Annotated in this window: 19 protein-coding genes; 8 read left to right on the forward strand and 11 right to left on the reverse strand. The window is 66.7% G+C overall.

All coding sequences use genetic code 11. The features are described 5' to 3' along the window. The first annotated feature begins 129 nt into the window (after positions 1–129). Both EAH76_RS04410 and EAH76_RS04415 read left to right on the forward strand, forming a co-directional pair. A complete protein-coding gene (locus EAH76_RS04410; RefSeq protein ID WP_140848621.1) occupies positions 130–1674 on the forward strand; it encodes a DNA recombination protein RmuC in 1545 nt (514 codons plus the stop codon). 23 nt (positions 1675–1697) lie between these two features. Next, on the forward strand, positions 1698–2396 hold the full coding sequence (locus EAH76_RS04415) for a tetratricopeptide repeat protein (RefSeq protein ID WP_140848623.1): 699 nt from the start codon (positions 1698–1700) through the stop codon (positions 2394–2396). On the opposite strand, the gene EAH76_RS04420 is transcribed toward EAH76_RS04415, so the two are convergent. The 7 genes from EAH76_RS04420 to EAH76_RS04450 form a co-directional block, all read right to left on the reverse strand. Further along, on the reverse strand, positions 2393–3199 hold the full coding sequence (locus EAH76_RS04420) for a TrmH family RNA methyltransferase (RefSeq protein WP_140848625.1): 807 nt from the start codon (positions 3197–3199) through the stop codon (positions 2393–2395). The genes EAH76_RS04415 and EAH76_RS04420 overlap by 4 nt on opposite strands. A 126-nt stretch (positions 3200–3325) precedes the next feature. Then, positions 3326–3598 carry an HPr family phosphocarrier protein gene (locus tag EAH76_RS04425; RefSeq protein ID WP_140848627.1) on the reverse strand — a complete coding sequence of 91 codons (273 nt, stop codon included), beginning with the start codon at positions 3596–3598 and terminating at the stop codon, positions 3326–3328. Next, positions 3598–4005: a PTS sugar transporter subunit IIA gene (locus EAH76_RS04430; RefSeq protein WP_140848628.1), complete on the reverse strand. Its 408-nt coding sequence runs from the start codon at positions 4003–4005 to the stop codon at positions 3598–3600. Before EAH76_RS04430 ends, EAH76_RS04425 begins: the two co-directional genes overlap by 1 nt. Before the next feature lie 13 nt (positions 4006–4018). Then, complete coding sequence (gene rapZ, locus EAH76_RS04435; protein WP_140848630.1) at positions 4019–4984, reverse strand: RNase adapter RapZ; 966 nt, start codon at positions 4982–4984, stop codon at positions 4019–4021. Beyond that, complete coding sequence (locus EAH76_RS04440; protein WP_140848632.1) at positions 4981–5421, reverse strand: HPr kinase/phosphorylase; 441 nt, start codon at positions 5419–5421, stop codon at positions 4981–4983. Before EAH76_RS04440 ends, rapZ begins: the two co-directional genes overlap by 4 nt. After that, on the reverse strand, positions 5418–7043 hold the full coding sequence (locus tag EAH76_RS04445) for a sensor histidine kinase (protein ID WP_241659558.1): 1626 nt from the start codon (positions 7041–7043) through the stop codon (positions 5418–5420). Before EAH76_RS04445 ends, EAH76_RS04440 begins: the two co-directional genes overlap by 4 nt. Then, positions 7012–7719, reverse strand: coding sequence for a response regulator transcription factor (locus EAH76_RS04450; protein ID WP_140848634.1), 708 nt, complete (start codon positions 7717–7719; stop codon positions 7012–7014). Before EAH76_RS04450 ends, EAH76_RS04445 begins: the two co-directional genes overlap by 32 nt. Positions 7720–7960: 241 nt before the next feature. Between EAH76_RS04450 and EAH76_RS23880 the strand changes: the two genes are divergently transcribed. The 4 genes from EAH76_RS23880 to EAH76_RS04465 all read left to right on the forward strand — a co-directional run bounded on the left by EAH76_RS23880 (position 7961) and on the right by EAH76_RS04465 (position 9677). Beyond that, on the forward strand, positions 7961–8131 hold the full coding sequence (locus tag EAH76_RS23880) for a hypothetical protein (protein ID WP_161988972.1): 171 nt from the start codon (positions 7961–7963) through the stop codon (positions 8129–8131). 12 nt (positions 8132–8143) lie between these two features. Beyond that, a complete protein-coding gene (locus EAH76_RS04455) occupies positions 8144–8599 on the forward strand; it encodes a hypothetical protein (RefSeq protein ID WP_140848636.1) in 456 nt (151 codons plus the stop codon). 36 nt (positions 8600–8635) lie between these two features. Continuing rightward, the gene (locus EAH76_RS04460; protein ID WP_140848638.1) at positions 8636–8950 is read left to right on the forward strand and encodes a hypothetical protein; all 315 of its coding nucleotides are present in this window, start codon (positions 8636–8638) and stop codon (positions 8948–8950) included. Between the two features lie 82 nt (positions 8951–9032). Next, positions 9033–9677, forward strand: a complete 645-nt coding sequence (locus tag EAH76_RS04465) for a hypothetical protein (RefSeq protein ID WP_140848639.1) — start codon at positions 9033–9035, stop codon at positions 9675–9677. Positions 9678–10122: 445 nt separating this feature from the next. Here EAH76_RS04465 and EAH76_RS04470 read toward each other — a convergent pair whose 3' ends face one another. The 4 genes from EAH76_RS04470 to EAH76_RS04485 all read right to left on the reverse strand — a co-directional run bounded on the left by EAH76_RS04470 (position 10123) and on the right by EAH76_RS04485 (position 12571). Beyond that, entirely contained in the window at positions 10123–10569 is a 447-nt protein-coding gene (locus EAH76_RS04470) for an NfeD family protein (protein WP_140850359.1), read from the reverse strand. Then, on the reverse strand, positions 10569–11537 hold the full coding sequence (locus tag EAH76_RS04475; RefSeq protein ID WP_140848641.1) for an SPFH domain-containing protein: 969 nt from the start codon (positions 11535–11537) through the stop codon (positions 10569–10571). The genes EAH76_RS04470 and EAH76_RS04475 overlap by 1 nt, the downstream gene beginning before the upstream one ends. Before the next feature lie 120 nt (positions 11538–11657). Next, positions 11658–12224 carry a hypothetical protein gene (locus tag EAH76_RS04480; RefSeq protein WP_140848643.1) on the reverse strand — a complete coding sequence of 189 codons (567 nt, stop codon included), beginning with the start codon at positions 12222–12224 and terminating at the stop codon, positions 11658–11660. Between the two features lie 164 nt (positions 12225–12388). Beyond that, positions 12389–12571, reverse strand: a complete 183-nt coding sequence (locus tag EAH76_RS04485) for a hypothetical protein (RefSeq protein WP_140848645.1) — start codon at positions 12569–12571, stop codon at positions 12389–12391. Between the two features lie 379 nt (positions 12572–12950). Between EAH76_RS04485 and guaB the strand changes: the two genes are divergently transcribed. Together guaB and EAH76_RS04495 are read left to right on the forward strand one after the other, a co-directional pair. Continuing rightward, a complete protein-coding gene (gene guaB, locus EAH76_RS04490; protein WP_140848647.1) occupies positions 12951–14408 on the forward strand; it encodes an IMP dehydrogenase in 1458 nt (485 codons plus the stop codon). 138 nt (positions 14409–14546) lie between these two features. Next, positions 14547–15719 carry an RsmB/NOP family class I SAM-dependent RNA methyltransferase gene (locus tag EAH76_RS04495; RefSeq protein WP_140848649.1) on the forward strand — a complete coding sequence of 391 codons (1173 nt, stop codon included), beginning with the start codon at positions 14547–14549 and terminating at the stop codon, positions 15717–15719. Positions 15720–15747: the final 28 nt, after the last annotated feature.

Consider the following 15747-nt stretch of genomic DNA (forward strand, 5'->3'; position numbering starts at 1 on the left):
GCAAAAGGGGAGATGGAGAATGATGGCCAGGGCGCGCACGCCAGCATCACCACTCGGTCCGTCGCGCAAGCATTTACCATCCGGATCGCGCGGGCTACGAGTTCGCAGAATGTTCCAGTGAGACCCACGATGACCGGATTGACGATAGCCCTGTTGGCGATAGCCGCGCTGCTGATCGGGCTCGCGCTCGGCTGGGTGCTCGGCAGCAAGCCGGTCGCCGCCGCGCGCGCCGATTCGGCCGCGCGCGAGGCCGACTTCAAGCGCGCGATCGTCGATCTCGCGAGCGCCGAGGAACGCGCGCGCGCCGCCGACCAGCTCCGCGCCGAACTCGCCACGATCCGCGACGAGCGCGACGTCGCGCGGCTCGAGAACACGGCATTGAAGACCCACACTGCAGCGTTCGAAAGCCGTCTCGCCGACATGCACGCGACCAACGATGCGCGGCAACGCGCGGAGCGCGACACCTATGAGGGGCGCATCGCCGATATCCGCCAGGTCACCGCAGCGCGCGAGAAAATGATCAGCGACACGCATGCGACGCGCATCGCCGAACTGCTCCACGCCAAGGAGCTGCTCGCGACGCAATTCGCCGAGGTGTCGAACAAGCTGCTGACCGACGCGCAGAACGCCTTCCTCAAACGCGCCGACGAACGCTTCCGCCAGTCGGAGGAGACCGCGGGCGCGAACCTCAAATCGATGCTCCAGCCGGTCAGCGACCGCCTGCTGCGCTACGAAGAGGCGGTGACCAAGGTCGAGCTCGACCGCGTCAGCGCGTTCGACCAGCTCAAGGGCCAGATCGAGGGGCTCCGCGTCGGCCAGGAAAAGGTCTCGAGCGAGGCCGCGAAGCTCGTCAATTCGCTGCGCAACGCGCCGAAATCGCGCGGCCGCTGGGGCGAGCAGCAGCTGAAGAACGTGCTCGAGACCTGCGGTCTCTCCGAACACACCGATTTCCAGACCGAGGTCTCGGTCGCGAGCGGCGACGCCGACGAGCGGGCAGGCGGCCGGCTGCGCCCCGACGCGATCGTCAAGGTCCCCGGTGGCCGCGCACTGGTGATCGACGCCAAGGTGTCACTCAACGCCTATCAGGACGCGTTCGGCGCGGTCGACGAGGAAGAGCGCGCGAAAGGCCTCGCGCTCCACGCCGCGGCGATGCGCGCGCACGTCAACGGGCTCGGCAACAAGGCCTATTGGAGCCAGTTCGCCGACGCGCCCGATTACGTCATCATGTTCGTGCCCGGCGAGCATTTCCTCTCCGCCGCGCTCGAGCAGGACCCGACGCTGTGGGACTTCGCCTTCGAAAAGCGCGTGCTGCTCGCGACGCCGACCAACCTGATCGCGATCGCGCGCACCGTCGCGGCGGTATGGCGTCAGGAACGGCTCGCCAAGGAGGCCGCCGAGATCGGCCGGCTCGGCAAGGAAATGCACGATCGCCTCGCCAAGGTGGCGGACGACCTCCGCAAGGTGGGCGCCGGGCTCAACAGCGCGGTCAACAATTTCAACAGCTTCTCGAATTCGTTCAACGGCCGCCTGATGGTGACCGGCCGCAAGTTCCGCGACCTCAACATCGAGACCGGTGCGCGCGAACTCGAAGACGTCTCGCCGGTCGAGGCGCTGGCGCGCTACGACGACGGTGCGAAACTCTTGACGCAGGCCGAGGAAAAGGCGTCAGAATAAGCCTCACATAGCGGAGACGGTGAATGGGCGGCAGGACGTGGATCGCACTGGCGCTGCTGATCGCGGCGCCGACCGCGGGTGTCGCCACCCAGACAGGCGCCGATGTCGACGAGGCGCAGAAGGCGAGCCTCGACACCGCCTCGCGCGCCTTGCTCGACGGTCATCCCGACGAGGCGCTGACCAGGATCGAGCCGGTGATCGCGGCGTATCGATCCGCCTATGCCGCCGAGACGCGCCAGACCTATTGCGGCATGTCGACCGCGCAGACGCTCGCTTATATGGCGCTCGCCACATCCGAGAAGCACGACGCGGTCGCGCTCGGCCCAGGCTATTGCGAGGCGCTGTACGTCAAGGGCTTCGCCTTGGTCGATCTCAAGCGCCTGCCGGAAGCCCGCGCCGTCTATGAGCAAGTCGTAACGCTCGCGCCGATGCACGCACACTTCCTGACCGAACTCGGCCAGACCTATCGACCCGATCGCAACTGGCCCAAGATGCTCGACTTGTGCACCAAGGCGGCGGGGCTCGCCGATCTCGCGCCGCCCGAAAAGGTCGCAAGCGAGCACAGTTTTGCCTGGCGCTGCATGGGCTATGCGCTGACCGAGCAGGGCAAATACGACGAGTCCGAGGCGCTCTATCGCAAGTGCCTCGAGGTCGACCCCAATGACGCCAAGGCGAAGAGCGAGCTCAGCTATATCGCCGAGCAGCGCCGCAAGAAGGTCTAGCCGCGCTTGGTCTGCTGCCCCAGCACCTCATACGCCATCACCGCGGTCGCGACCGCGGCGTTGAGGCTGTCGGCCTTCCCGAGCATCGGGATCTTGACCAGCAGATCGCATTCGCTGGCATAGGCATCGGGCATGCCCTGCGCCTCGTTGCCGGTGAGGAGGAAGGTCGGCGCCTCATACCGCGCCGACTGGTAATCGACGCTCGTATCAAGGCTCAAGCCGACCAGCTGCCCCGGCCCGCTGCGCAGCCACGGCAGGAACGCATCCCATTCGCACTGCACGACGGGGACGGTGAACAGCGCCCCCATGCTCGCGCGGACCGCCTCGACCGAGAAGGGGTCGACGCATTCGCCGATCAGGATCAGCCCGCCCGCACCGACCGCGTCGCCGGTGCGCAGGATCGTGCCGAGATTGCCCGGATCGCGCATCCGCTCGGCAACGAGCCAGATCGCGGCGCTCGTGCGGTCGAGCGAGTCGAGCGTGCGGGCGAATTCGGCGAAGACGCCGACCACCGCCTGCGGATTATCCTTGCCCGAGAGTTTGGAGAGGATGTCGGGAACGGTCTCGATCGCCTCGCCGCCCGCCGCCTCGACCGCATCGACCAGTGCGAGCACGAGCGGATGCGCCGCGCTGTCGCGGGCGAAGAAGAGATAGTGCGGAATGCGCCCGGCTTCACGCGCCTCGGTGAGGATGCGCAGGCCCTCGGCGAGGAACAGACCCTCCTCGCGGCGATGGCGCTTCTCGCGCAAGCCGCGGATGCGTTTGATCAGCGGGTTGGAATAAGCGGTGATTTCGCGGGGCATATTTCTATTTCCTCCCCTCCCGCTTGCGGGAGGGGTTGGGGGTGGGCTCGCGCTCCATCGAGAGCGCCACGCTGGAGGAAAGCGCGCGCCCACCCCCAGCCCCTCCCGCAAGCGGGAGGGGAGATATTAGTCCTCGCCGAACTTCGCCTCGACCAGCTCGCACAGCGCGCCGACCGCGACCTCGGCATGCTCGCCCTCGGCCGAAATCGAGATCGTATCGCCCATCGCAGCGCCGAGCATCATCAGCCCCATGATCGAAGTCCCGGTCACCGACCCGGCGCCATCCTTCTCGACCTGCAGCTCACACGGCTGCGACGCCGCGAGCGTAACGAATTTCGCACTGGCGCGCGCATGCAGCCCGCGCTTGTTGGTGATCAGCACCGACCGCGTCACCGACATCAGGCGGCAGCCTCGCCCAGCACTTCGGAGGCGACCGAAATATATTTCCGTCCCGCCTCGCGCGCGGCGGCGACGGCATCGACGATCTTCATCTTCTTGCGCGCCGATTCGAGCCGGATCAGCATCGGCAGATTGATCCCCGCGATCACCTCGATCCGCCCGCGCTCCATCAGCGAGATCGCGAGGTTCGACGGCGTGCCGCCAAACAGGTCGGTCAGCAGGATCACGCCACGTCCGATATCGACACGACCGATCGCCTCGGCAATGTCGTTGCGGCGCGCCTCCATATCGTCGTCGGGGCCAATGTTGACGGTCGCGACATGCTCCTGCTTGCCGACCACATGCTCCATCGCCGTCACGAACTCATCGGCCAAACGGCCGTGGGTCACGAGAACCAGTCCGATCATCGTCCCACCCACTTCATGCAACACGCGCCCCATCGTCCCTAATTTCATCGGGCGTCCCGTCGCGCGCACCTTCGAGCGAGTCTTGCGGTGCAGCGGCGAGATCGCGGTGCGCGACCGTGGGCGAAAATCCTTCGGCGCGCAACCGCGCGGCGATCCGCTGCGCGACATGGACCGAGCGGTGTCTCCCTCCGGTACAGCCCAGCGCGATCGTGACGTACGATTTTCCCTCGGCGCGGTAGCGCGGTAGCAGCAGCAGCAGCAGATCCTCGATCTGCGCTAGCGCTGCGTCATACGCCGGATCCTGCGCAATATACGCCGAAACGTCGGCGTCGAGCCCGGTGCCGGGGCGCAGATCGGGCACCCAATGCGGATTGCGCAGGAAGCGCATGTCGAACACCAGATCGGCGTTGCGCGGCAGCCCGCGGGCAAAGCCGAACGACATCACCGACAGCGTCGGCTCGCCCAGCCGTTCGCCCAACTGCTCCCCCGAGAAGGTCGCGCGGACCTGTTGCGCGAGCTCGTTGGCGGTGAGGGTCGTCGTGTCGATCAGCCGGTTGGCCCAGCCGCGCAGGGGCGCCAGCAACTCCCGCTCGCGCGCGATCCCGTCCGATGCCGGCCGGTCGAGCGCGAGCGGATGGCGGCGGCGCGTCTCGGAATAACGCCGCTCGAGCTCGCCGCCCGCGCAATCCAGGAACAGCGTGCCGATGTCGTAGCCATGCGCCTCGCGCAATTGCTTGATCCGCTCGACGATCCGTTCGGGATCAAAATCGCGCGTCCGCGCGCCAATGCCGAGCGCGAGCGGCTGTGCCGAGCGTTCGACCCCCTCGGGCAACGGCGCACTGAGCAAGCGATCGAGCAGCAGCAGCGGCAGATTGTCGACCACCTCCCAGCCGAGATCCTCGAGCGTGCGCAGCACGGTCGATTTCCCCGCGCCCGACATGCCGGTGACGAGCAGGATATCCTTGGGATCGCGTTTCATAACGCCTCTCTAGCGGCACGGAGCGCCAATTCCACCTTGATCGCCAATTCGACCTTGATCGGAGCCGAAGACTCAAACGCATCGAGCGTGACAACGGGCACTGCGATGCCGGCGATATCGGTCGACTCGCCCGGCTCGGGCATCCGCGCGACCGCGCCGCCAAGCCGTACCACCAGCGCGACGGCAATGTCGGGGAGATACGGCATCGCCACGATGCCGAGCCCGCGCACTTCGATCTTGCCGGCGATCGTCGGCGGTGCCGTGGCGCGCAGTTCGCCCGCGACCACCGCAACCTCGCTATAATCGTCGCTGACGAGCCGCGCGCCGCGGTCGATCAGCCGCAGCGCGAGGTCGGACTTGCCGCTCCCCGACGGCCCCATCAGCATCACGCCGTGGCCCTCGATCGCGAGGGTGGTAGCATGGATCCGCACGCTCACGCGTCGGGCGCCGCGGCGGGCAGGTGGATGACGAAACGCGCCCCGCTCGCGCGGTCGTCGCGCTCGGTCGCGACGATGCTGCCGTGGTGCGCATCGACGATCGTCCGCGCGATCGCGAGGCCGAGCCCCGAATGCTTGCCGAACGCCTCGCCCGCCGGGCGCAGCGACTGGAAGCGCTGGAACACCTGTTCGCGCGCTTCCTCGGGAACGCCGGGCCCCTCGTCCTCGATCGCGATGAGGAGCATGTCATGGTCGTGGCGCGCGACGATCCGGATCAGCCCGCCATCGGGTGAGAAGGAGATCGCATTCTCGATGACATTCTCGAGCACGCGCTCGAGCCGAGCGCCCTCGCCGAGCACGACGAGCGGCTTAAGGGGGAACCCGGCCGAGCGCCGGTCGAACTGCAGGCGAATGCCGCGCTCGACCCCGCGCGCCTCGCGGCTGCCGATCAGCGCGGCGATCATCGCGCCGAGATCGACTGGCTCGAACTTGGCGCGGCTGAGCTGCGCGTCGAGCCGCGACGCCTCCGCAATGTCGGTGATCAGCCGGTCGAGCCGGTGGACGTCGTCGCGCACGATGGCGAGCAGCCGCTCCTGCAGGTCGGGATCCTTGACCAGCGCCAGCCCCTCGACCGCCGAGCGCAGCGAGGCGAGGGGGTTCTTCATCTCATGCGTCACATCGGCGGCAAATGCCTCGATCGCGTCGATCCGCGCGCGAAGCGCCAGGCTCATATCCGACAGTGCCCGCGCGAGCATCCCGATCTCGTCGCGCCGCTCGGGCAGCCGCGGCACGACGACTTCGCGCGCACGCCCCATCCGGACGCGCACCGCCGACCAGGCGAGCCGCCGCAGTGGCCGCACGATCGTCCGCGCGAGGAACAGCGACAGCAGCACCGAGACGATCGCCACGACGAACAAAACGATACTCAGCCGGAAGCGCTCGACCCGCACCGTCTGCGTGATGTCGCGCGCGTTGAAGGTCGTCATCACCACGCTCCCGCCGGGCATCGGCGAGGCGGCGGTGATGACGGGCGTGCGATCGGGCGCGCGCCACACCGTCGCGGCGACGGTCGGCGCCGAGCGGACGGTGCGCACATCGGGCCAGGCGAGCCCGTTGCTGCGTTCGCGATAGAGCGGTGCGCGCGGCGTGCCGACCACGGTGTCGATCCCGGCATCAAGGAAGCGCGCCGCAGCCTGCCGCCAATCCTGCTTGTCGGGGTCCTGCAGCACGAAGTTGCGCAGGCCGAGCCCACGCGTATCGATGACCAGCTTCGCCTCGGCGTCGTAGATCCGCACCCAGCTGCCCATGTCGCGCGCCAGCTTGACCGCGAGATCGGGACGCTGCGCGGTCGGCACCGCGACGATCGCCTCGGCGATCAGCCGCGCCTCGCGGATCGACTGCGTGACGCGTCCGTCGACGATCCGGCTGCGATACGAATCGAGATAGAAGAACCCGCCCGCAAGCATCGCCAGCGCGAACACGTTGACGAACAGGATCCGCGGGGTGAGCGAGACGCGCGCCGACCAGCGCAGCGACAGCGCGCGCGCATCCTCGTCGCCCGGGTCGGGACGCAGCTGCGCCCGTGCGGCGTCAATCCTCCGAAAAACGATAGCCCGCTCCATAGAGAGTTTCGATCGCGTCGAATTCGGGGTCGACCTGGCGGAACTTGCGCCGCACACGCTTGATATGGCTGTCGATCGTGCGGTCATCGACATAGATGTCGTCGTGATAGGCGGCATCCATCAGCTGGTTGCGCGTCTTCACGATCCCCGGTCGCTGCGCGAGCGTCTCGAGGATCAGGAATTCGGTGACGGTCAGGACGACGGTCTCGCCGCCCCAGGTGACGCGGTGTCGCGCGGTGTCCATCGCCAGCCGCCCGCGCACCAGCGCGGTGTCGGCCGTGGGCTCGTCACCCGCCGGGCCACCCTGCGACACCTCGGTCCGCCGCAGGATCGCCCGGATCCGCGCGATCAGCAGGCGTTGCGAGAAGGGCTTGGCGATATAATCGTCGGCGCCCATCGCGAGGCCGAGCGCCTCGTCGAGCTCGTCATCCTTCGAGGTGAGGAAGATCACCGGGATCATGCTCTTCTCGCGCAGCCGGCGGAGCAGCTCGAGCCCGTCCATCCGCGGCATCTTGATGTCGAGGATCGCGATGTCGGGCGGATTGTCGATCAGCGCCTTGAGCGCGGTCTCGCCATCGGAATAGAGCCGCGTGACGAAGCCTTCGGCCTGCAACGCGATCGAGACCGAGGTGAGGATGTTGCGGTCGTCATCGACCAGCGCGATCGTTGCCGTCATCGGCGGGGGCAATCCTTCATCATTTCGCAGGCGGCTTAATCCATTAGGCGGTCCGCCTCAACGCAAGCTGAACGACCGACGCGACCGGGGTGTGCCGCCACGATATGCGCGAAAACGATAAGGGCGGGGTCAAACCGACCCGCACGGGGCAGCAGGAGACCCATTCCGAGACTGGCGCGCAAACCGGGCGCAAGGCGTAGAACGCTTGCATGGTCCGTGACGATGAAGCCGAGAGCATCGTGTGACTTGCTCCAACCCGGCGGCATATGACGCGATTGCCGCCAAACTGGTCGATTTGTTCGTGGAAAACTGCGCGCAATGCGCCGAGCATGCCGACGACGGCGTCCGCCAATCCGCCCGCAAGGACGCCCGCCAACGCCCGACCTGCCCGATCGTCGGATCGGGCGCATGAAAGCCCGTTCCGATGACCGACCTGCCGTTTCGCCCGTTCCCCGATGATGCCGCCGTCCGCGAGATCGGCCAGCGGCTGCTCGACCGCAGCCTGCCGCGCGCCGACTGGACGCACGAGGCGCATCTCGGCGCGGCGACCTGGCTGGTGCGCGAGCGGCCCGATCTCGATCTCGACGCGCAGATCGCCGCGATCATCTCGAGCTACAATCTCGCGGTCGGCGGCGTGAACGACGCCGATAGCGGCTATCACGACACGATCACGCGCACCTATCTCGCCGGCGTCCGCGCGCACGTCGCGACGCGCGACCCCGACGAGCCGCTCGCCGACAGCGTCAATGCGCTGCTCGCCAGTCCCGCCGGACGGCGCGACTGGCCGCTGCGCTTCTACAGCCGCGACCTGCTGCTTTCAGCCGCGGCACGGCGCGCTTTCGTCGAGCCCGATCTCGCGCCGCTGCCACGGCCATGCTAATCTCGCCCGCGTTAGCCGTGATACAAGGACACACGCATGGGATTGCTCGACGGATTGCTCGCCCAGGTTTCTGATAACGTCGAGGTCAAGAACCTCGCCGCCAAGGTCGGCCTGACGCCCGAACAGGTACTGTCCGCGGTGCAGGCGCTCGGCGTGGCGCATCCCGCCCCCGGTGACACGGTCGGCACCGCCGCCACCAGCACCGGCCTGTCGCCCGAGATCCTGCAGCAGATCGTCGCGCATATCGGCGGCGAGGGCGCGCTGGCCGGCTTTGCGAGCCAGCTCGGACAGCAGGGCGGCGTGCTGGGGCAGCTCGGCGGCCTGGCCGAGGGGTTCTTCGGCAAGAAATGAGCGTTTCGGATCGCTCGCCTCGCCCGGCGAGCGATCCGCTTTGCGCTTCAACCCCCGCGCGCGATTGGCTAAGCGCTTGGATATGAGCGAAACCCAGGATTATCGCGCGAACGGCTATGTCGCCTTGGCGGGCCTCTTCCCGCCGGTGGTGCTCAACGCCTTTTACGAGCGCATGCGGCGCGACCTCGATCTCACCAACGCCTCGATGCGCAGGTTCACCGCGCGTGGGCCGTTGCTGACCAAGGACGCGATCGAGATCTACGCGCTACAATACCCGCCGATGCTGACCTTCCTCTGGGGCCTCACCCCCAGGATCGCGCAGGCGACCGGCTGCGCGCTGCTCCCGACCTACGCCTATTTCCGGCTCTATCAACGCGGCGATGTCTGCCGCATCCATACCGATCGCCCGGCATGCGAGCACAGCGTGTCGCTGACGATCGCGTACGGCGACGACACCCCGTGGCCCTTGTCGGTCGCGACCGTCGCCGATCCCGTCCCGCAGCCGGTGGTGCGCGAGGATTTCGGCGACACCGCGTTCGGATCGGTGGCGATGCAGCCGGGCGACGGCGTGCTCTACCAGGGCGTCCACCACCGCCACGGCCGGCTCGACCCCAACCCCAATGCCTGGTCGGCGCACCTCTTCCTGCATTGGGTAGACGCCGATGGTCGCTACAAGGACCAGGCCTTCGACCGCCCGACGATCGACCGCGTCAACGCGGGGCGGTAGTGGGTCCACCGTCACTCGATAGCGAAACCCCAGGCCTCCCGTCACCCTCGCGAAAGCGAGTGTCCCGCTTCTTCCACGCGCACCGGATACGGTAGCGGGATCCCCGCTTTCGCGGGGATGACGGATGGGTAAGCGCTAGGCGATCCATCCCCGCCGCTGCTGAAAAAGAAGATTGGGTTCGCGCAGAGGCGCGGAGGACGCAGAGAGGGCGCGGATATGCCGCCGTCTCGCGCGCCTTCAGGCCCCTGATCAACGCAACCCGGCGCAGCACCGGCGGCGCGCATGGCGGAGATCACAGGCGCACCACCTCCGAGTCTCCGCGTCTCCGCGAGAATCAACCTTCTTGTTCACGCGGAGACGCGGAGACGCGGAGAAGAAGAGGGGAATCCGCTTCGCGCCTTCGCGTGAATCGATTTTCACGCGAAGGCGCGAAGCCGCAAAGAGATCAGCCCAGCTCGACCCGCAAAACGCTCCCATCCGCCCCAACGATCCGCACGCTCGCACCCACAGCAGCGTCAGGCCCCATCGCGCTCCAAGCCCCGTCGCCGACCGTAACCCGCCCCTCGCCATCGACGATCGCCTCGCACACCAGCACGCGCCGACCGATCAGCCGCGCCGCGCGATCGTTGAGCGCCGGCTCCGCCGCAGTCGTCGCAAGCCCGCGATACCAACGCCACCCGATCGCCACAGCGCCCGCCGTCATCCCCGCGAACACCAATGCCTGCAGCACGACCGGCACCCCCGGCACGATCAGCACCAGCAACCCCGTCACCGCCGCACCCACGCCGAGAAACACCAGGAAGAACCCCGGCACGAGCATCTCGGCGATCACCAGCCCCAGCGCCGCCGCCAGCCACAGCGCGCCCAGGCTCCAGTCGATCCCGAACACCATCACGCCGCCGGCTCCTCGAACGGACGCGGCCGCGGCTTCACCACCGGCGCAGCCGCTGGCGACCCCGAGATCGCCTCGCGCGCCAGCTCGCCGATCCCGCCGAGCGTCCCCATCAGCTGCGTCGCCTCGACCGGGAAGAGGATCGTCTTGGCGTTGGGCGAGGTCGCGAACTTGCCGATCGCCTCGACATATTTCTGCGCGATGAAATAGTTGATCGCCTGGACGCTGCCGCCCTCGATCGCGTCGGACACCGCCTTGGTCGCCGCCGCTTCGGCCTGCGCCGCCCGCTCGCGCGCCTCGGCGTCGCGGAAGGCGGATTCGCGGCGACCCTCGGCCTCGAGGATCTGCGACTGCTTGGCGCCCTCGGCGCGGTTGATCGCATTCTGGCGGGCCGCTTCCGACTCGAGAATGGTCGCGCGCTTCTCGCGCTCGGCCTTCATCTGGCGCGTCATCGCATTGACGATGTCGGCGGGCGGGCGGATGTCCTTCAGCTCGACGCGCGTGATCTTGACGCCCCAGCTTTCGGTCGCGTGGTCGACCACCATCAGGAGGCGCGTGTTGATCTCGTCGCGCTTCGACAGCGTCTCGTCGAGGTCCATCGACCCCATCACGGTGCGCAGATTGGTCGTCGCGAGCTGCATGATCGCGAGATACAGGTCGCTCACCTCATACGCCGCCTTGGCCGCATCGAGCACCTGGAAGAACACGACGCCATCGACAGCGACCATCGCATTGTCCTTGGTGATGATCTCCTGGCCTGGAATGTCGAGCACCTGCTCCATCATGTTCACCTTGCGCCCGACCTGGTCGAACAGCGGCACGATGAAGGTGAGCCCGGGCTTGGCGACCGCGGTGAACTTGCCGAAGCGTTCGATCGTGTATTGATAGCCTTGGCGGACGACCTTCATGCCGAGCATGAGGTAGAGCAGGACGACGAAGACGAGCAGGCCGGCGATGATGAGTGCCATGGGGATCCCCTTGCGCGACCGCGGAGGGGCGGGCGCGATATTGGGGTTTTAGCAGATTGGGGGGTGGGGGGTAGGGGGTAGGGGGTTTGAAACTCAGCTACTTCCAACCGTATACCAAGTTCAGTGCCGGCGTCGCCACTCGACGAAACGCGATATAATCGGCTTGATATCTATACCTGCTCCCATAAACGTCAATTTAAGTTGCGCTGAATCGTATAATGCTTGAAAAACCGAGGATTGTTTCTTCAATCTACCTTCAGTTTCATAGCGGTGATCGATTATTTCCTTACATACCCGATGAAGTTCTCGAAAGAATTTCTGCGCTTTGACGTCATCTGATACGATGTCATTTGTAATAGGAAAATAAATCCATTCGCCGCTCTCAGGATCAAATTTATGCAGTGGAACTCTTGAAAGAAAAATTCCTGGGGTCTTCCCGTTAAAGCCCCCCCAGAAATCCATGAATTTGTTCTCCAATTCTCGGTTTATGTGACCCCGATAGTCATCCATCGGGGTAAAAGCTGAAACGCTATCACGAAAGTTGTAACCAAGGTCAGCTAGGAGTTTCAGGACCCGCTCCGGAACAGCGCTCTGACGCGCATAGTCCTCAAAGAAATAATAAAGATATACATCTGACTCTGGCGCAAGCTTGCCAAGATAAGTCTGAGAAACCCACATCTCGTTCACGCCTCCTTTTTACGCCATCGCGCTCGACAATGAACATGCTTCGACAAGCACGTCGGGCCATCCTGATACGAGGTGATGTGGCAACATTTGTGCCCCGGACGCAACGCCCGTCCGTTCAAACGTTAAATTTTTGATTTCCTACTCGGTCCGTTCCTGCTACGTTCTCATTCGCTCTTTGAACCTTCCGCCTCTTTATGCTCGCGATCCGCGACACTTCCGCCCGCCATGCTCTGGCGCGCGTTGGAGAGTGGAAAACCCTTGCGATAGGTCATAGGCCTTCCAGCGTTGGCGCCGAAATGGAAACGATCGAAAAAGTAAATATCAAGTCTTGGGGTCAATCGGGTCATCTGACTTGGTGCGCAACGATCGCCTTCTTCTTCTTGCCCCTCTCCTTCAGGGGAGGGGTAAGGGGCGGGGCCTCTCCGCGAATCCGACGCCGCGTAACAGGCACGGCCCCACCCCACCCCAGTGGCGGGTCGGTCATGCCCCCGGCATGACCTGAACAGCGCGGGGCGCTGTTCACCCGCCACTCCTGCAGGGGAGGGGCTTTCGAGCCACCCGCGATGGTGTGACTTTAGTGTGACTTTCCGCCGCGCCCCCGTCGCCAGCGCCCAACCCACCCCACACCCAAACCGCCCCCTAGCGCCCCGCGCGCCCGTTGTTTACATGGACCGCCACGACTCGCACCCACCCGACCTCCCCGGGCCAGCAGGAAACGGCATTTTCATGGACATTCGCCTCGGTCTCACCTTCGACGATGTCCTGCTCGTGCCGGCTGAATCGGACATCGTGCCCAGCCAGACCAACACCGCGACGCGCGTCACCCGCGGCATCTCGCTCGACATTCCCATCCTCTCCTCGGCAATGGACACCGTGACCGAGGCCGACATGGCGATCGTCATGGCGCAGCTCGGCGGCATCGGCGTGCTCCACCGCAATATGGAAATCCCCGAGCAGGTCGCCGCGGTCCGTGCGGTCAAGCGCTTTGAGAGCGGCATGGTCGTCAACCCGATCACGATCGCCCCCTCGGCGACGCTCGCCGAAGCGCAGTCGCTGATGCTCCGCCACAAGATCAGCGGCATCCCGGTGGTCGAGGCCGACGGCACGCTCGTCGGCATCCTCACCAACCGCGACACGCGCTTCGCCGAGAATCCCAACCAGCCCGTCTCCGAACTGATGACGCACGAGAACCTCGCGACCGTCTCGACCGGCGTCGGCAAGGAAGAGGCGCGCCGCCTGCTCCACCAGCGCCGGATCGAGAAACTGATTGTCGTCGATGACAAATATCGCTGCGTCGGCCTGATCACCGTCAAGGATATCGAGAAGGCGGTCACCTATCCCAACGCGACCAAGGACGATGCCGGCCGCCTGCGCGTGGCGGCAGCGACCACGGTCGGTGACAAGGGCTTCGCGCGGACCGAGGCGCTGGTCGATGCCGAGCTCGACCTGGTGGTGATCGACACCGCGCACGGCCACAATCGCGACGTCGCGCGCGCGGTCGAGCGGGTGAAGAAGCTCAGTAATTCGGTCCAGGTCATCGCCGGCAACGTCGCCACCGCCGAGGCGACCCGCGCGCTGATCGATGCCGGTGCCGACGGCATCAAGGTCGGCATCGGCCCGGGCTCGATCTGCACCACGCGCGTCGTCGCCGGCGTCGGCGTGCCGCAGCTGACCGCGGTGATGGACTGCGCCGAGATCGGCCAGAAGCACGGCGTGCCGGTGATCGCCGACGGGGGCCTGCGCACCTCGGGCGATCTCGCCAAGGCGCTGGCGGCGGGCGCGTCGGCTTGCATGATCGGCTCGCTGCTCGCGGGCACCGAGGAAGCGCCGGGCGAGACCTTCCTGTTCCAGGGCCGCGCCTACAAATCGTATCGCGGCATGGGCTCGGTCGGCGCGATGGGCCGCGGCTCGGCCGACCGCTATTTCCAGGGCGACATCAAGGACCAGATGAAGCTCGTCCCCGAGGGGATCGAGGGCCAGGTCGCTTTCAAGGGCCCGGCCCGGGACGTGATCCACCAGCTCGTCGGCGGCATCCGCGCGGCGATGGGTTATACCGGCTCGGCAACGCTCGAGGATCTTCAGGCGCGCGCCCGCTTCGTCCAGATCACCGGCGCCGGGCTCAAGGAAAGCCACGTCCACGACGTCGACATTACGCGCGAAGCCCCGAACTACCCGACCAGGTAACTTCTTCTCCCTCTCCCCACTCGTGGGGAGAGGGCCGGGGAGAGGGGGACGCCTCAACACCCGTCGCCCTTGGTAACGAAGCACTACCCCTCTCCCCGACCCTCTCCCCGCAAGCGGGTAGAGGGAGAAAGACCAACAATGACCCCATCCGCCCGCACCCAGGCCGCGATCGAGCTGCTCGACCAGATCATCGCCGGCGCCCGCGACAGCGGCGCCGCCGCCGACACGCTCATCGCGCGCTATTTCAGCACGCGCCGCTACGCCGGCAGCAAGGACCGCCGCGCTGTCCGCGAGCTCGTCTACGCCGCGATCCGGCTGGCAGGTGAACGCCCGGCCTCGGGCCGCGCCGCAATGCTCGCCGTCGCGCAAGCCGATCCCGAGATCGCCGCGACCTTCGACGGCGTCGGTCACGGCCCTGCGACGATCGGCAAGCACGAGACCGCCGCCCCCTCGGGCGTCGCGCCCACGTGGATCATCGACCGCCTGCATTCGTCAGACCTCGGCTATGAAGAGTTCGAAGCGCTCATCAGCCGCGCCCCGCTCGACGCGCGCATCAACCGCATGATCGTCGAGGAGATCGACATCGAGGGCGCCGAGCCGATCCCAGGCCTGCCCGACGGCCTGCGCCTCCCCTCGGGAACGCAGGTCGAGAACCTCCCCGCCTACAATCACGGCGCGATCGAGGTGCAGGACGCCGGCAGCCAGTTCGTCACGCTCGCCGCCAAGGCCAAGCCCGGCCAGCGGATCGTCGACCTGTGCGCCGGCGCCGGCGGCAAGACGCTCGCGCTCGCCGCGGTGATGGAAGGGCAGGGCGAAGTGCTCGCGACCGACACCGACCGTATGCGCCTCTCGCGCATGGCCCCGCGCGCCGAACGCGCGCGCTCGGGCATCATCGAGACGCGGCTGCTCAATCCGGGCCGCGAGGTCGAGATGCTCGACGACTGGCTCCACAGCGCCGATTGCGTGCTGATCGACGCACCGTGCTCGGGCACCGGCACCTGGCGCCGCAACCCCGAGGCACGCTGGCGCCTGACGCCCGACCGGATCGAGCGGCTGGTCGAGACGCAGAAGCACGTGCTCGAAGTCGGCGCCAACCTCGTCAAGCCCGGTGGGGCGCTGGTCTACATCGTCTGCTCGCTGCTCGACGAAGAGGGGGCAGGGCAGGTCGCCGACTTCCTCACCGCCAACCCCGGCTGGAAGGCGCAGCCGCTCAAACTCCCGGTCGGGCGCAAGCACGGCCCCGGCGTCCGCCTGACGCCAGCGCATGACGCCACCGACGGCTTTTTTGTCGCGCGCCTGATCGCGCCGTGATAGCCCTGTGGCCGTGTCGAAGCTGGAG

It is taken from the genome of Sphingomonas glacialis (assembly GCF_006439055.1).
Lineage (GTDB): Bacteria > Pseudomonadota > Alphaproteobacteria > Sphingomonadales > Sphingomonadaceae > Sphingomonas > Sphingomonas glacialis_A.

Excerpts from the sequence above, each read along its gene's own strand:
- EAH76_RS04410 (WP_140848621.1), top strand. The coding sequence starts at position 130 with ATGACCGGATTGACGATAGCCCTGTTGGCGATAGCCGCGCTGCTGATC.
- EAH76_RS04415 (WP_140848623.1), top strand. The coding sequence starts at position 1,698 with ATGGGCGGCAGGACGTGGATCGCACTGGCGCTGCTGATCGCGGCGCCG.
- EAH76_RS04420 (WP_140848625.1), bottom strand. The coding sequence starts at position 3,199 with ATGCCCCGCGAAATCACCGCTTATTCCAACCCGCTGATCAAACGCATC.
- EAH76_RS04425 (WP_140848627.1), bottom strand. The coding sequence starts at position 3,598 with ATGTCGGTGACGCGGTCGGTGCTGATCACCAACAAGCGCGGGCTGCAT.
- EAH76_RS04430 (WP_140848628.1), bottom strand. The coding sequence starts at position 4,005 with ATGATCGGACTGGTTCTCGTGACCCACGGCCGTTTGGCCGATGAGTTC.
- rapZ (WP_140848630.1), bottom strand. The coding sequence starts at position 4,984 with ATGAAACGCGATCCCAAGGATATCCTGCTCGTCACCGGCATGTCGGGC.
- EAH76_RS04445 (WP_241659558.1), bottom strand. The coding sequence starts at position 7,043 with ATGGAGCGGGCTATCGTTTTTCGGAGGATTGACGCCGCACGGGCGCAG.
- EAH76_RS04450 (WP_140848634.1), bottom strand. The coding sequence starts at position 7,719 with ATGACGGCAACGATCGCGCTGGTCGATGACGACCGCAACATCCTCACC.
- EAH76_RS04455 (WP_140848636.1), top strand. The coding sequence starts at position 8,144 with ATGACCGACCTGCCGTTTCGCCCGTTCCCCGATGATGCCGCCGTCCGC.
- EAH76_RS04460 (WP_140848638.1), top strand. The coding sequence starts at position 8,636 with ATGGGATTGCTCGACGGATTGCTCGCCCAGGTTTCTGATAACGTCGAG.
- EAH76_RS04465 (WP_140848639.1), top strand. The coding sequence starts at position 9,033 with ATGAGCGAAACCCAGGATTATCGCGCGAACGGCTATGTCGCCTTGGCG.
- EAH76_RS04470 (WP_140850359.1), bottom strand. The coding sequence starts at position 10,569 with ATGGTGTTCGGGATCGACTGGAGCCTGGGCGCGCTGTGGCTGGCGGCG.
- EAH76_RS04475 (WP_140848641.1), bottom strand. The coding sequence starts at position 11,537 with ATGGCACTCATCATCGCCGGCCTGCTCGTCTTCGTCGTCCTGCTCTAC.
- EAH76_RS04485 (WP_140848645.1), bottom strand. The coding sequence starts at position 12,571 with ATGACCCGATTGACCCCAAGACTTGATATTTACTTTTTCGATCGTTTC.
- guaB (WP_140848647.1), top strand. The coding sequence starts at position 12,951 with ATGGACATTCGCCTCGGTCTCACCTTCGACGATGTCCTGCTCGTGCCG.
- EAH76_RS04495 (WP_140848649.1), top strand. The coding sequence starts at position 14,547 with ATGACCCCATCCGCCCGCACCCAGGCCGCGATCGAGCTGCTCGACCAG.